Source organism: Streptomyces sp. DH12 (genome assembly GCF_020873895.1).
GTDB lineage: Bacteria > Actinomycetota > Actinomycetes > Streptomycetales > Streptomycetaceae > Streptomyces.
Genome location: NZ_JAHWGT010000022.1, coordinates 32,091 through 47,030, shown reverse-complemented (window position 1 = coordinate 47,030; position 14,940 = coordinate 32,091). Strand labels below are relative to the sequence as shown.

Genomic DNA, 14,940 nt, shown 5'->3' with positions numbered 1-14,940 from the left:
GCGGGGCGTGCGTCACAGGCACCCGGCGGTACCGGCGTCCTCGTCCCGGATCCGCAGGGGCGGCGCGGGATGTGCCGGGTGCGCCGGGGACGGCTCGTGGCGCCCCTGGCCCTGGTCCTGGTCCTGGCCCTGGCCTTGTGTCGGCCGCCGCCCCAGGGGGTGGGCGGCGGGCTCCCAGGGGGCCGGGTCCAGCGCGGACGGCCCCCGCACCGCCGGTCCGAGCGCCGACGGGCCGTGCGCCCCGCCGCCCGATCCCGTGCCCCCGTGCGCCCCCGCGCCCTCGTCACCGGCGTCACCGGCCTGCCCCCGGCCGTACCGGTCGCCCCCGTCGCGGTGGTCGTGGTCCCCGGCGCCCCGGTCCCGTCCGTGCCCGGCGGTCTCGTGCTCGGCCCGCTCGGCGGAGCGCTCCAGGAACCGCAGCAGCTCGACGGGGATCGGCAGGACGAGGGTCGAGTTCTTCTCGGCCGCGACCGCCATGACCGTCTGCAACAGCCTCAGCTGGAGCGCGGACGGCGTGTCGGCCATCTCGCGGGCCGCCTCCGAGAGCTTCTTCGACGCCTGCAGCTCCGCGTCCGCGTTGATCAGCCGGGCCCGCCGCTCGCGGTCGGCCTCCGCCTGCCGCGCCATGGAGCGCTTCATGGTCTCGGGCAGGGACACGTCCTTGATCTCCACCCGGTCGATGGTCACGCCCCATTCGACGGCCGGGCTGTCGATCATCAGCTCCAGCCCCTCGTTGAGCTTCTCGCGGTTGGAGAGCAGGTCGTCCAGCTCGCTCTTGCCGATGATCGAACGCAGCGACGTCTGCGCGATCTGCGAGACCGCGAACCGGTAGTCCTCGACGCGGATGACGGCGTCGACCGGGTCGACGACCTTGAAGTAGATCACCGCGTCGACCCGCACCGTGACGTTGTCCCGGGTGATGCCGTCCTGGGCGGGGACCGGCATCGTCACGATCTGCATGCTCACCTTCCGCATGCGGTCGACGAAGGGGACGATCACCGTCAGCCCCGGCCCCCGCACCCGGCTGCGCAACCGCCCCAGCCGCAGGACGACGCCCTGCTCGTACTGTTTGACGACCCTGACGGCGGCCGCGGCGTACGCTCCGGCGGCCGTGCCCGCCAGGATGACCGCGGTGACTGCTTCCTCGACCATGACGACCCCCTGCCGTCGGATGGGCCCGGACGTGCACGAGCAGATACGCCCATATTGCACCCAAACGGTCGAAAGAGGTCGGGGTCGGGTCAGAGCCAGCCCGCGAACTCCAACAGGGTCTCCGCCTCGCGCCCCCGCCCCGCGGCCATCGCCCGGGTCGCGGACTCCACGGCGCGGAACAGGGTCCAGCCGCGCAGCCGGTCGCGGTCGACCTCCAGGGCGTCGGCCAGCTTGTGCACCCGCCGCCGCCCCGTCGCCGCGCCGGTCGCCTCCGCCACCAGGTCCTCGACCCGGTCCCGCACGAGCCGCGCCAGGTCGTACGCCCGCTCCCCGACGACCGGCTCGGGACCCACCGCAAGCCAGGGCGCCCGCTCGCCCGCCAGCACCTTGCCCTGCCGGAAGCAGCCGTGCAGCAGCAGCGCCTCCGCGTCCGCCGCCACCAGCTCCCCGCGCGCCCGGAGCGCGGCGGCCACCAGGGGGCCCGCCGTCGGGTCCGCGCGGTACGCGGCCATGGCCGCCGCCTGGCGCTCCGTCCGGTCGGCCACGGTCTCGAAGGCGTGGCCCTCGGGCGGCTCGACCCACAGCCGCCGGACCGTGCCGGCCGCCTCCAGCAGCGCCTTGGCGTCCGGTAGGGAGCGCAGCGACACGTCCGGCCGCAGCCGCTCCAGCAGCAGCCCCGCCGTGCCCGGCGTACCGCCGCCGGCGGCCGCACCCGTCCCGCTGGCCCCGTCGGCGTCGTCGGCGTCGTCATCAAGGTTCGCGTCGTCGGCGGGCGGCAGCAGCCGTACGGCGCCCCAGCCGTCCCAGTGCGCGAGGGCCGCGCGCTCCGGCTCCGGCCCCGCCACCGGCGGCGCCAGCTTCAGAGCGGCCGGCTCGCCCCCGGCCAGGCGCACGAGCACCACGAGGCTGCTGCGGCCGCCCGGCTCCACCACCCGCTCCGCCGCGGCGCCGTGCCGCGCCAGCTCACCGCGCGCGGCGGCGGGCAGCCCCGCGAGCCACTCGGCCGTCCCGCCGCCCCCGCCGTACGTCTCGCCGAGCGCCCGCACGAGGCGGCGCGGCGGAGCGAAAGCGGGGGCGTCACCGGCGTGGGCCATGCGTGCGGGGTTCCCTTCCCTGCGCTGCTGAGTCGTGTGAGCGGCTCACGGTCGCTCGGCGAGCCCAGGAAAGGCTACGCCGCCCCCGCCCCGCCAGCGCACGGCCCGTACCGCCGCCTCGCGCAGCGCCGCGGCGGCCTCCCGGCGCAGCGGCCCCCCGGCGGCCCGAACGAGGTCGGCGTAGACGCCCGCCACCCGGTCCTCCAGCTCGGCGGCGAGCCGCGCCGCCGCCGGGCCGTCCGCCACCGCGAACGGCAGCGCGTACGCCGGCTCCGCGGCGACGGGCGCACCGCCCAGCCCCCGCACCGTCCGGACCAGCGCGTCGCGCCGTGCCCGGTGGGCGGCGTGGGCCTGCGCGGCCTCCGCGCGGCGCGCGTCACCGACCCGGGCGCCGACCACGCCGTACCCGTACACCGCGGCGTGCTCCGCCGCGAGCGCCGCCCGCGCGGCCTCCAGCGCGCTCACGGCCGCGCCCCGGGGCCCAGCAGGTACGCGTGCGCGGCGCCCGCCGCGGCGACCGAGGCCAGCAGCCGCGCCAGCTCCGGCGGCGCGCCGTCGAGCGCGGCGGTGTGCGCCGCGGCGGTACGGGTGGCCAGCGCGGCCAATCCGGCGAGCGCGGCCCCGGGGTCGGCGGCTGCGGCGCCCGCGGAGGGCGCCCCGGGGCCGGGCGAGGAGGCGCGCGCACCAGGGGCGGGCGCGCGCCCTTCCGACCGCGCGCCCCGGGCGCCGCCGGCACCGGCGGCCGCCCCGTCGGCCGGGGCCAGCGCCGTCACGTGCCGCGCCGTCGCCTCCCGCAGCGGCGCGAGGCGGGCGCGGAGCGAGGGGTGCGCGGCCAAGGCCGCGTCGTATCCGGCCAGGAGTTCGGCGCTCACCGCGGCGGAGCGGCGGCGCAGCGCCGCCTCCGCGCGCCGGGCGCGGTCGGCGGCGGTCGTGCGCGCCGCGCCGCCGGGCCCGCCGCCGTCCGGCTCCGCACCCGTGCAGCCCGCGGGCACCGCGCCGACCGCGGCCACCGCGAGGGCACGCCTGCGCGTCAGCCCCGTGCGCTCCACGTCACTCCTTCGGGTACATACCGCAAGATCACCGCTGGCGAGCGTACCCGCGGCCCGTCACGGGGTGGACGGCAACACCCTCCGCGACCGGATACCCTTTGTCTGACACGCGACGAACCCACAACAGCACACGCGGCCGAGGAGTCACCCGGATGAGCACCACCCAGAGCGAGAGGCTGCGCGAGCTGCTGGAACCGCTGGTCGCCGCCAGGCAGCTGGACCTCGAGGAGATCGAGGTGTCCCGGGCGGGCCGCCGCAGGGTGCTGCGGGTCATCGTCGACTCGGACGACGGCGTGGAGCTGGACGCCTGCGCCGAAGTGAGCCGCGCCCTCTCCGAGAAGCTCGACGAGACGGACGCGATGGGCGAGGACGAGTACGTCCTCGAAGTGAGTTCCCCCGGCGCCGACCGCCCCCTCACCGAGCACCGCCACTACGTGCGCGCCACCGGGCGCCTGGTGAAGCTGCGGCTCACCGAGGGCTCCGAGCTGGTCGCCCGCGTCCTCGGCGTGGACGACGAGGGTCTGGACCTGGAGGTGCCGGGCGTGAAGGGCCGCAAGCCCACCGCCCGGCGCGTGGAGTTCGCCGAGGTCGCCAAGGCGCGCGTGGAGATCGAGTTCAACCGCAAGGACAAGAAGGAAGAGGAGGAGGCGTAGCCGTGGACATCGATGTGAAGCTTCTCAAGGGCTTGGCACATGAGAAGGAGATCCCCTTCGAGCTGCTGGTCGAGGCGATCGAGTCGGCCCTCCTCATCGCCTACCACCGCACCGAGGGAGCCCGCCGCCACGCCCGTGTCGTGCTGGACCGGCAGACCGGTCACGTGACGGTGTGGGCGAAGGAGGACCCGGCGGACCTGGAGGAGGGGCAGGAGCCCAAGGAGTTCGACGACACCCCGTCGGATTTCGGCCGCATCGCGGCGACCACCGCCCGCCAGGTCATCCAGCAGCGGCTGCGCGACGCCGAGAACGACGTGACCTTCGGCGAGTACGCGCGCCGCGAGGGCGACATCGTCGCCGGCATGGTGCAGCAGGGCAAGGACCCGAAGAACGTCCTGGTCAGGCTGGACGACAAGCTGGAGGCCATCCTCCCGGTGCAGGAGCAGGTGCCGGGCGAGGAGTACACGCACGGCCTGCGGCTGCGCACGTACGTGGTCCGCGTCGCCAAGGGCGTGCGCGGCCCCTCCGTCACCCTCTCGCGCACCCACCCGAACCTGGTGAAGAAGCTCTTCGCGCTGGAGGTCCCGGAGATCGCCGACGGTTCCGTCGAGATCGCCGCGATCGCCCGTGAGGCCGGCCACCGCACCAAGATCGCCGTCCGGGCCACCCGGTCCGGTCTCAACGCCAAGGGCGCCTGCATCGGCCCCATGGGCGGCCGTGTGCGCAATGTCATGGCCGAACTGCTCGGCGAGAAGATCGACATCGTCGACTGGTCGGACGACCCGGCCGACATGGTGGCGAACGCCCTCTCCCCGGCCCGGGTCTCCAAGGTCGAGATCGTCGACCTCGCCGCCCGGTCCGCCCGGGTGACCGTGCCGGACTACCAGCTGTCGCTGGCGATCGGCAAGGAGGGCCAGAACGCCCGCCTGGCCGCCCGCCTCACCGGCTGGCGCATCGACATCCGCCCGGACACCGAGCAGCCGGCGCCGGACGCCTCCTGAACCCGCTCCGGGGCGCGCCTCGGACCGCCGTCCCCCTGCCCCGCCGCCGGCCGCCGCGGAAATCCGCGCGACCGGGGCGGGACGGGTGGGGCAGACTGGGCGGTCCGTGTCGCCCGCGGGCGCCGCTCCCGAGCGGTCCGGGCGGGCCGTCCGACCGGGAGCGACCCCGGCCGGACGGGAATAGGATCGGCCGCGGTCACGTTGGGCAACCACGAGACCACGACGGGATCACGACAACATCCGTTCGATTCTTGCCCCAAAGGGGTGAGGTCGGTGCGGGGAGGTAGACTTAAGCGTGTCTGGCCGGACGCATGCCCGCGCATGCCCTGAGCGAACCTGTGTGGGATGCCGGGAGCGGGCGGCCAAGACCGATCTGCTGCGCATCGTGGCGGTCGGAGGTGAGTGTGCCCCCGATCCTCGCGGTACGCTGCCCGGTCGGGGTGTCTACGTGCATCCCGTCCGGTCCTGTCTCGATCTGGCGGTCCGCCGCCGGGCGTTCCCCCGGTCCCTCCGGGTCCAGGGTCCGCTCGACACCGCGGACGTCCGCCGATACGTCGAGCAGGCGACACCGTAAGAAAGAAGTACGGCACGGGGTGAACCCGTGCGGTCAGGTACCTCGCGAGTTGGAAGTAGGTCGAGATTGCGATGAGCACTCGATGAGTACGCGATGAGTACGCCCATGAAGTAGCGACGGTCCGGCGGTAACCCGGACCTCAAAGGAGCGAAGTGGCTAAGGTCCGGGTATACGAACTCGCCAAGGAGTTCGGTGTGGAGAGCAAGGTCGTCATGGCCAAGCTCCAGGAACTCGGTGAATTCGTGCGTTCGGCGTCTTCGACGATCGAGGCGCCGGTTGTCCGCAAGTTGACCGACGCTTTGCAGGGACCCGGCTCCGCCGGCAAGTCCGCTGCGAAGCCCGGGGCGCCCCGCAAGGCCGCCCCCCCCGCCCCCGCCAAGCGCGAGGGTGCCCCCACGTCTGCCAAGCCCGCCGCGCCCTCCCCGGCGCAGGCGGCACGTCCGGCCGCCCCGAAGCCCGGCGCCCCCGCGCCGAAGCCCGCGGCCGCCGAGAAGCCCGCGACGCCGGCCGCCGGCCCGCGTCCGACCCCGGGTCCCAAGCCCGCCCCGGCCCCCAAGGCGGCCCCGGCGGCTCCGGCCCCGTCCAAGCCCGAGTTCACCGCGCCGCCGTCGGCTCCCGCCGCCGGTTCCCGGCCCGGTGCCACCCCGGGTCCCCGTCCCGCCGCTCGCCCCCAGGCGTCCGGCCAGGGCCAGGCCCAGGGCCAGGGCCAGGGCGGCGCACGCCCCGGCGCCCCGCGCCCCGGCCAGCAGGCCGCCCGTCCGGGTGGCCGTCCGGCCGGCCCGCGTCCGGGCAACAACCCCTTCACCTCCGGCGGCTCCACCGGCATGGCGCGCCCGCAGGCGCCCCGTCCCGGCGGCGCCCCGCGTCCCGGTGGCGCCGGCGCCCCCGGCGGCCCGCGTCCGCAGGCCCCCGGCCAGGGCGGCCCGCGTCCCCAGGCCGGCCCCGGCGGCCCGCGTCCCACCCCCGGCTCCATGCCGCGTCCCCAGGCCCCGCGCCCGGGTGGCGGCCCCGCCGGCAACCGCCCGAACCCGGGCATGATGCCGCAGCGTCCCGCTGCCGGCCCGCGCCCCGGCCCCGCCGGCCGCGGTCCCGCGACCGGCGGTCGTCCCGGCGGTCCCGGTCGTCCCGGCGGTGGCGGCGGCGGCTTCGCCGGCCGTCCCGGTGGCGGCGGTGGCGGCGGCGGCTTCGCCGGTCGCCCCGGTGGTGGCGGTGGCGGCGGCGGTCGTCCCGGTGCCCCGGGTGGCGGCGGCGGCTTCGGCGGCCGTCCCGGCTTCGGTGGTCGCCCCGGCGGCCCCGGCGGCCGCGGTGGCACGCAGGGTGCGTTCGGCCGTCCGGGCGGTCCCGCCCGTCGCGGTCGCAAGTCGAAGCGTCAGAGGCGCCAGGAGTACGAGGCCATGCAGGCCCCGTCCGTGGGCGGCGTGATGCTGCCCCGCGGCAACGGCGAGCCCGTCCGCCTGTCGCGCGGTGCGTCCCTCACCGACTTCGCGGAGAAGATCAACGCCAACCCGGCGTCGCTCGTCGCGGTCATGATGAACCTCGGCGAGATGGTCACGGCCACGCAGTCCGTCTCCGACGAGACGCTGCAGCTCCTCGGCGACGAGATGAACTACACCGTTCAGATCGTCTCCCCGGAGGAGGAGGACCGCGAGCTGCTCGAGTCCTTCGACCTCGAGTGGGGCGAGGACGAGGGCGGCGAGGAGTACCTCGCGCCGCGTCCGCCGGTCGTCACCGTCATGGGTCACGTCGACCACGGAAAGACCCGACTGCTCGACGCGATCCGCAAGACGAACGTCATCGCGGGCGAGGCCGGCGGCATCACCCAGCACATCGGTGCCTACCAGGTCGCGACCCAGGTCAACGACGAAGAGCGCAAGATCACCTTCATCGACACCCCGGGTCACGAGGCGTTCACCGCCATGCGTGCCCGCGGTGCCAAGTCCACCGACATCGCGATCCTCGTGGTGGCGGCGAACGACGGTGTGATGCCCCAGACGATCGAGGCGCTGAACCACGCCAAGGCGGCCGACGTGCCGATCGTGGTCGCGGTCAACAAGATCGACGTCGAGGGCGCCGACCCGGTCAAGGTGCGCGGTCAGCTGACCGAGTACGGCCTGGTCGCCGAGGAGTACGGCGGCGACACGATGTTCGTCGACATCTCCGCCAAGCAGGGTCTGAACATCGACTCCCTGCTGGAGGCCGTGATCCTCACGGCGGACGCCTCGCTCGACCTGCGGGCCAACCCGGAGCAGGACGCGCAGGGCATCGCGATCGAGTCCCACCTCGACCGCGGCCGCGGCGCCGTGGCGACCGTCCTCGTCCAGCGAGGCACGCTGCGGGTCGGCGACACGATGGTCGTCGGCGACGCGTACGGCCGCGTCCGGGCGATGCTCGACGACAAGGGCAACAACGTCGAGGAGGCGACCCCGTCGACTCCCGTCCTGGTCCTGGGCCTCACCAACGTCCCGGGTGCCGGCGACAACTTCCTCGTCGTCGACGAGGACCGCACGGCCCGCCAGATCGCCGAGAAGCGCGCCGCGCGGGAGCGCAACGCCGCCTTCGCCAAGCGCGTCCGCCGGGTGTCCCTCGAGGACCTCGACAAGGTGCTCAAGGCCGGTCAGATCCAGGAACTCAACCTCATCATCAAGGGCGACGCGTCCGGTTCGGTGGAGGCCCTCGAGTCCTCGCTGCTCCAGCTCGACGTCGGCGAAGAGGTCGACATCCGGGTCCTGCACCGCGGTGTGGGTGCGGTCACCGAGTCCGACATCGACCTGGCGATGGGCTCCGACGCCATCGTCATCGGCTTCAACGTCCGCGCGGCCGGCCGTGCCGCGCAGATGGCGGAGCGCGAGGGCGTCGACGTCCGCTACTACTCGGTGATCTACCAGGCCATCGAGGAGATCGAGGCGGCCCTCAAGGGTCTGCTCAAGCCGGAGTACGAAGAGGTCGAGCTCGGTACGGCGGAGATCCGCGAGGTCTTCCGCTCGTCCAAGCTGGGCAACATCGCGGGTGTCCTCATCCGCTCCGGCCTGGTCAAGCGCAACACCAAGGCGCGCCTCCTGCGCGACGGCAAGGTCGTCGCGGAGAGCCTCAACATCGAGGGTCTGCGTCGCTTCAAGGACGACGTCACCGAGATCCGCGAAGGGTTCGAGGGCGGTATCAACCTCGGCAACTTCAACGACATCAAGGTCGACGACGTCATCGCGACGTACGAGATGCGCGAGAAGCCGCGCGGCTGACACGGCCGACGCGACTGACGAGCGGTACCCGGGGCCGGTCGGCGGAAGTATTTCCGTCGATCGGCCCCGGCCGCTGCGTGTACGGTTCAGCTGTCCCCGCCGGTTCGCGGCGGGGACCGTCGAACCCGAACCGGCGGGACATCCGGGCACGCATGTATGTGGGGACGCTGTCCTTCGACCTGCTTCTCGGCGACGTACGGTCGCTGAAGGAGAAGCGCTCCGTCGTCCGGCCGATCGTCGCCGAGCTCCAGCGGAAGTTCGCGGTGAGCGTGGCGGAGACCGGCAACCAGAACCTCCATCGCAGGGCCGAGATCGGCATCGCGTTGGTCTCCGGGGACGTCGGGCACCTCACGGGGGTACTGGACCGGTGTGAGCGCCTCGTCGCCGCCCGGCCCGAGGTGGAGCTGCTGTCCGTACGGCGGCGGCTGCACACCGACGAAGAGTGAACGCAAGACGGAAGAGGAGACGGACCGGTGGCCGACAACGCGCGGGCCCGCAAGCTGGCCGATCGCATCCAGGTCGTGGTCGCGGAGACCCTGGACCGGCGAATCAAGGATCCGCGGCTGGGATTCGTGACCATCACGGACGCCCGGGTCACCGGCGACCTGCGGGAGGCCACGGTCTTCTACACGGTCTACGGCGACGAGGAGGAGCGTGCCGCGTCCGCGGCGGCGCTGGAGTCCGCCAAGGGCGTCCTGCGCTCCGAGGTGGGCCGCCAGACCGGCGTCCGCTTCACCCCGACGCTGACGTTCGTCCCGGACGCCCTCCCGGACAACGCCCGCACCATCGAGGACCTCCTCGACAAGGCGCGCGCGAAGGACGCCGAGGTGCGCGAGGTCTCCACGGGCAAGACGTACGCCGGCGAGGCCGACCCGTACCGCAAGCCCGAGGACGACGACGCCGACGACGCCGAGGACGGGCCCGAGGACGACGAGGACGGCACCGGCGCCCGATGAGCAGCACCACACCTGTGCCCGACGGCCTCGTCATCGTCGACAAGCCGTCGGGCTTCACCTCGCACGACGTCGTCGCCAAGATGCGCGGCATCGCCCGCACCCGCCGCGTCGGCCACGCCGGCACGCTGGACCCCATGGCGACCGGCGTCCTCGTCCTCGGCGTCGAGCGGGCCACCAAACTCCTGGGCCACCTCGCGCTGACGGAGAAGGAGTACCTCGGCACGATCCGGCTCGGCCAGAACACGGTCACCGACGACGCCGAGGGCGAGACGACCTCGTCGACCGACGCCTCCCGGGTCACCCGTGACGCCGTCGACGCCGCCGTGGCCAAGCTGACCGGCGACATCATGCAGGTGCCGTCGAAGGTCAGCGCCATCAAGATCGACGGCAAGCGGTCGTACGCCCGCGTCCGCGGCGGCGAGGAGTTCGACATCCCCGCCCGCCCGGTGACCGTCTCGCAGTTCACCGTCCACGACATGCGCGACGCCGTCGCCGACGACGGCACGCCCGTCGTCGACCTCGTCGTCTCCGTCGTCTGCTCGTCCGGCACCTACATCCGGGCGCTCGCCCGTGACGTCGGCGCCGACCTCGGCGTCGGCGGGCACCTCACCGCGCTGCGCCGCACCCGGGTCGGCCCGTACGGGCTGGACGCCGCGCGCACCCTCGACCAGCACCAGCAGGACCTCGCGGTCATGCCGATCGCCGACGCGGCGGGCGCCGCGTTCCCGCGCTGGGAAGTCGACGAGCGGCGCGCGAAGCTGCTGCTCAACGGCGTGCGCATCGACATGCCCGCCCACGGGACGAGGGGACCCGTCGCCGTCTTCGGACCGGACGGGCGTTTCCTGGCCCTGGTGGAGGAGCGCGGCGGCAAGGCGAAGAGCGTGGCCGTCTTCGGCTGAGCCGTCTGGCCCGCCCGTCGGGCTCGCCCCGGGGCGCCGGCGGCCCCCGGGGGGTACGGGAGCGCCGTGGGGGGCTCGGCGGCCGGTCCGTACCGGGCCGTCCGCGCGGGAGGCCCGGCACCGCGGGGCGGGCGTCCGCCCTCGGCGGCCGGCCGCCCCGCGCCCCCCCACAGGGACTCTTTCCGCGCCAGTACGCGTATTCACCCAGTCGGGCGGGCGCTCGGAGTGAACGGCGGGGGTACTCGGGGGCGCGTTCGAGCGACGACCTTCACCGGTTGATCACCCCGGTCCTACGGTCGACCCATGGGACGCGCTGACGGGGCGACGCTGGTACTCATCTGTGATCAAGCCGGCCGGACGCGGGGCACCGGCTTCGTCGCCGACGCCCGCGGCACGGTGGTCACCGCCCACGAGGCCGTCGACGGCCTCGAACGGATCGTGGTGCGCGGGCCCGACGGGCGGGAGTGCGCCGCCGCGGCCGGTGCCGTGACGGCCCTCCCCGCGCAGGCCCTCGCCCTCGTCCGCACCGACGGCCTCGGCGTCCGCCCCCTCGCCGTCGCCGACCGCCCGCCGCCCGACGCCGGCGCGTACGTACGGGTCCACGCCCACGGCTGGCGCGAGGCGCGCGTCCTCGGCACCACACGGGCCCTCTACACGGCGACCGAGGGGTTCCCCACCGTCGAGGGGGTCCTCGAACTGGCCATCGGCACCGACGGCAGCGAGGCGATGCGGCGCGGTGGCGCGGCGGCGGGCGGACCCGTCCTGGACGCCGCGACCGGCACGGTGGTCGGTGTGCTGGCCACGGCCCTGCACACCGACCACCGCGCGGCGGCGCTCGCCGTGCCCCTCGCCGAGGCCGCCGCCCGGACACCGGGCGGGCCCCTCGCCGACCTCCTCCGCCGCAACGCCGCGACGGTCCCGGCGTACGGGCCCGCGCTCAATCTCGCGGGCGCCCTGGAACTGGCCGCGGGCACCCTGCCCGCCGGTGGCGGCGGGACGGGCGGGACGGTGGCGGTCGAGCCCGTCGCACGGGCCGCCGTCGTACGCCGGCTCGACCGGTTCGCCGGCCCGGGCCACGCCGCCGCCGACCCCGTAGCCGGAGCCGACCCCGGAGCCGGGGTCGGGGGAGGGGCGGGGGACGGGGTGGCCGGTCCCAGGCCCCCGGTGCCGGATGCCGCAGGCCCCGACTGTGCCGCAGGTCCCGACTGTGGCGCGGGTCCGGGGAGCGGCGCAGGTCCGGATGGCGGTGCCGGTCCCGGCGCCCGCCCGGACCACGGCGCTCGCCCGGACCACGGCGCCCGCCCGGACCACGGCGCCGGTCCGGGCCGCGATGCCGTCCCCGGCCGCGACACCGGTCCGGGCCGGGCGGTCGTCTGCGGGCTCGTCGGGGAGCCCGGCACCGGGCGCACCACCGAGCTGGCCGCGCTGGCCCGGCGGCGCGGTGCGGGCGACCCGCCCGAGCCGACGGTGTGGCTGCGCGGTGCCGACCTCCGCCCCGGCGACGCCTCCCTCGGGGACGCGGTGGGGCGGGCCCTCGGCGGCGCCGGGCGCGCCGTCGCCGCGGCCCACGGCGACTGGAGCGCCTACCCCGGGGCGGGCGGCGACGCCCTGGACGAGGTGGCGCGGCGGGTCGCAGCGCTCGCCCGGGACGCGGGCCGACCGCTGGTCGTGCTGCTCGACGCCCCCGAGGAGATGCCGCCGCCCCTCGCCCACCGGCTGCCCGCCTGGACCGCCGCCACGGTCCGCTGGCTGCGCGCGCACGGGGCGCGGCTCGTCGTCGCCTGCCGCCCCGAGCACTGGGAGGCGGCGGCACCCCTGTACCCGCCCGGCAGCCTCCACCGGCCCGACAGACCCGACGGGCCCGACGCCCCGGACCGGCCCGGCGGGACCGCCGGGCGCCTGTCCGGCGCGGTGCTCCTGGGCGACCTGACCGACCGCGAGGCCGAGGAGGCCCACCAGCGGTACGGGCTGCCCGCGGGCTGCCTCGCGGAGGCCGACGCCCGCCACCCCCTGACCCTGCGCCTCCTCGCGGAGGTGCGGGCGCTGCTGCCCGGAGCCGTACCGGAACGGCCCACCAGGGCCGACGTCCTCGCCGCCCACCACGACCTGCTGTGCCTGCGTGTCGCCGGGCGCATCGCCGCCGGTTGCCGGCCGCCGCTGTCCGCGCCGGACGTGCGGGGGCTCGCCGCCAGGGTCGCCGACCGCGTCCACCAGGCCGCTCGCCGCTGCCTGGTGTCCGGCCACGGCGAGCTGGACCGGGCCTCCTTCGAGGAGCTGTTCCCCTGGGGGACCAGCTGGGCGTCGGCCGCGCTCGCCGAGGGGTTGCTCGTCCCGGCGGGAGGCGGGTACCGCTTCCTCCACGGGGAGTTCGCGGACTGGATCCAGGGCGCCCACGTCGACGTCGACGCCGCGCTGGACGTACTCGTACCGAAGGGCGCCGCCCACCCGACGCCCCCCGGCCGGCTGCCGTGTCGCCCGGACACCCACGCCGCGCCGCCGGACCGGGCCGTGCCGACGGGGCAGGGCGTGGCGCCGGGGCCCGTCACGACGTCCGGGTGCGTCGCCGTCGTCCCCGGCACCCGTACGCCCGCCGGCGGGCCGGTGCCGCACCACCGACTCGGTACCGTGCTCCACGCCCTGCTGCACCTGGAGCGGGACCGGGGCCCGTCCGCCCTGGCGGTGCGGTTGCGGCGGCTCGTGGACGGCGACGCGGCCACCCCGGAGGCCGCCTGGTGGCGGACACGGCTGCTGCGGGGCACGCTCCTCGGCGTGCCGGACGCCCGCCCGTACACCGGCGTGCTGCGGCTGCTCGCCGCCCGCCTCGCGGCGCGGCCCGCCGCGGCCGGCCCCGACGACGGCTTCGGCCCCTGGTTCTGGGAGCGGCTGCGTCTCTCCGAGGACGAGCTCCTCGACCTGCTGCGGCGCCTCCTCCCCGCCGACGGCCCGCCCGGAGGCCCGCGCAGGCCCCGTCACCTGGAGGCCGTCGCGCGGCGGCTCTCCGCCGATCCGCGCGGCGTCCAGCCGCTGCTGTGCCGCTGGTTCACCGACGAGCGGCCCCTGCCCGCCGAACCCGGCTCCCGCCTCCGGCCGACCGTCGCCGGTGTCGCCCAGGCGCTCCTGCACACCCACCGCGACCTGGCCGTCGACGACCTGTGCGAGGCGCTCGTCACCACCGCCCACCCGCGCGCCGACGAACTCCTCGCCGGCCTCGCCGACGACGAGCCGTCCGCCCTGTGCCGCGCCGTCGACCGCTGGGCCCACGACGACGTCCGCCCGGCCCGACGCGCCGCGGCGGCCTCGTACGGACGGCTCCTCGCCGAGCGCGTCACCCGCGGTACCGACCGGGAACTCCTGCGGTACGCGGCCCTCGCCCTGCTCGCCCGCCCCGACGACGGGCACCTCCACGGCGCCGCCCTCACGGTCCTGCTGCGCGACCCGCACAGCCGCGCCGCCCATCTGCCGCAGGCGCTGGCCGCGTTCCGCGCCGGCGGGGCGGGGGTGAGCGCCCACGCCCTCGCCGGGGCGCTCACCACCCACCCCGAACCGGTCCTCGCGGCCTTCCGCGCCCGGCTGCGCGACGCCGACCCGACCGCGGCCGCCGACGTGCTGGCCGCGCTCGCCGACGTCCGCGCCCCCGCCCTCGCCCGCCGCGCCGCCGCCCTGGTGCGCGAGTACGCCGACCGCCACCCCGCGGGGGCCGCGCACGCCGCCGCCTACGTCGACCGGCGCCTCGAACGGGGGCCCGCCGCCCGCGCCGTGCTCTTCCCGCTCGTCGCCGACCTGCTGCGCGGACGCCCCGCCGAGGCGCGCGCGGCCCTCACCCGCGTCCTGGCCGCGCCCGGCACGCCCGGATCGCGCCCGCTGCGCGACGACCTGCTCGACGTGCTCCTGGACCTCTCGCACGACGACCGCCACGACCCCGCCGTCCCCGACACGGTCCTGCGGGCCGCGGCCTTCGGCGCCGCCGGGCGCCCGGAGGCCCGCACCCGCGAGCTGGTCCTGCGCGCCGCCCGGCTGCTGGTCCGGACGGCCGACGGCGCCGCCCACCTGGACCGGGTCCTGACGGAGCTGGCCCGGGACGTGCCGGGCTTCGCCGTCCTCATGAGCGGCTGGACCGCCCGCGACCCGCGCGGCTGGGCCTCCGTCGTCGGCCCCGCCGCCCGGCGCGCGGTCGAGCGGCTCGCCGCACCCGGCCCCGCCGCGCGGCCCGCCGCCGTGGCCGCGCGCGTACCGGCGGCGATGCCGATGCCGGACGGACCGCGCGGGCATGGCACCCTTAGACCTGCGTATCGGTCATGACGTAATGACGTACACGGGTTCGGGTTC

Annotated in this window: 12 protein-coding genes; 8 read left to right on the top strand and 4 right to left on the bottom strand. The window is 76.2% G+C overall.

Features of this window, described 5'->3' with window-relative positions; all coding sequences use genetic code 11:
• Positions 1 to 12: 12 nt before the first annotated feature.
• The 4 genes from LPA54_RS20945 to LPA54_RS20930 form a co-directional block, all read right to left on the bottom strand.
• Positions 13 to 1,152, bottom strand: coding sequence for a slipin family protein (locus LPA54_RS20945; protein ID WP_228980064.1), 1,140 nt, complete (start codon positions 1,150 to 1,152; stop codon positions 13 to 15).
• An 89-nt stretch (positions 1,153 to 1,241) separates the two neighbouring features.
• Positions 1,242 to 2,246, bottom strand: coding sequence for an aminoglycoside phosphotransferase family protein (locus tag LPA54_RS20940; RefSeq protein WP_228980062.1), 1,005 nt, complete (start codon positions 2,244 to 2,246; stop codon positions 1,242 to 1,244).
• Positions 2,247 to 2,291: 45 nt separating this feature from the next.
• Positions 2,292 to 2,711 (bottom strand): DUF4439 domain-containing protein, encoded by a 420-nt coding sequence (locus tag LPA54_RS20935; protein ID WP_228980060.1) that lies wholly within the window; start codon positions 2,709 to 2,711, stop codon positions 2,292 to 2,294.
• Entirely contained in the window at positions 2,708 to 3,295 is a 588-nt protein-coding gene (locus LPA54_RS20930) for a hypothetical protein (protein WP_228980058.1), read from the bottom strand. Before LPA54_RS20930 ends, LPA54_RS20935 begins: the two co-directional genes overlap by 4 nt.
• Before the next feature lie 152 nt (positions 3,296 to 3,447).
• Here LPA54_RS20930 and rimP point away from each other — a divergent pair, with 152 nt between their 5' ends.
• The 8 genes from rimP to LPA54_RS20890 all read left to right on the top strand — a co-directional run bounded on the left by rimP (position 3,448) and on the right by LPA54_RS20890 (position 14,913).
• Complete coding sequence (gene rimP, locus LPA54_RS20925) at positions 3,448 to 3,948, top strand: ribosome maturation factor RimP (RefSeq protein ID WP_228980056.1); 501 nt, start codon at positions 3,448 to 3,450, stop codon at positions 3,946 to 3,948.
• 2 nt (positions 3,949 to 3,950) lie between these two features.
• A complete protein-coding gene (gene nusA, locus LPA54_RS20920; RefSeq protein WP_228980050.1) occupies positions 3,951 to 4,949 on the top strand; it encodes a transcription termination factor NusA in 999 nt (332 codons plus the stop codon).
• A 295-nt stretch (positions 4,950 to 5,244) separates the two neighbouring features.
• Complete coding sequence (locus LPA54_RS20915; RefSeq protein ID WP_228980048.1) at positions 5,245 to 5,523, top strand: YlxR family protein; 279 nt, start codon at positions 5,245 to 5,247, stop codon at positions 5,521 to 5,523.
• 152 nt (positions 5,524 to 5,675) lie between these two features.
• The gene (gene infB / locus LPA54_RS42680) at positions 5,676 to 8,759 is read left to right on the top strand and encodes a translation initiation factor IF-2 (protein ID WP_228980047.1); all 3,084 of its coding nucleotides are present in this window, start codon (positions 5,676 to 5,678) and stop codon (positions 8,757 to 8,759) included.
• Between the two features lie 152 nt (positions 8,760 to 8,911).
• Complete coding sequence (locus LPA54_RS20905; RefSeq protein WP_058943802.1) at positions 8,912 to 9,205, top strand: DUF503 domain-containing protein; 294 nt, start codon at positions 8,912 to 8,914, stop codon at positions 9,203 to 9,205.
• A gap of 27 nt (positions 9,206 to 9,232) precedes the next feature.
• Positions 9,233 to 9,715, top strand: a complete 483-nt coding sequence (rbfA, locus tag LPA54_RS20900; protein WP_228980044.1) for a 30S ribosome-binding factor RbfA — start codon at positions 9,233 to 9,235, stop codon at positions 9,713 to 9,715.
• On the top strand, positions 9,712 to 10,614 hold the full coding sequence (gene truB / locus LPA54_RS20895; protein WP_228980043.1) for a tRNA pseudouridine(55) synthase TruB: 903 nt from the start codon (positions 9,712 to 9,714) through the stop codon (positions 10,612 to 10,614). The genes rbfA and truB overlap by 4 nt, the downstream gene beginning before the upstream one ends.
• 303 nt (positions 10,615 to 10,917) lie before the next feature.
• Positions 10,918 to 14,913, top strand: a complete 3,996-nt coding sequence (locus tag LPA54_RS20890) for a serine protease (protein WP_228980041.1) — start codon at positions 10,918 to 10,920, stop codon at positions 14,911 to 14,913.
• Positions 14,914 to 14,940 lie beyond the last annotated feature (27 nt).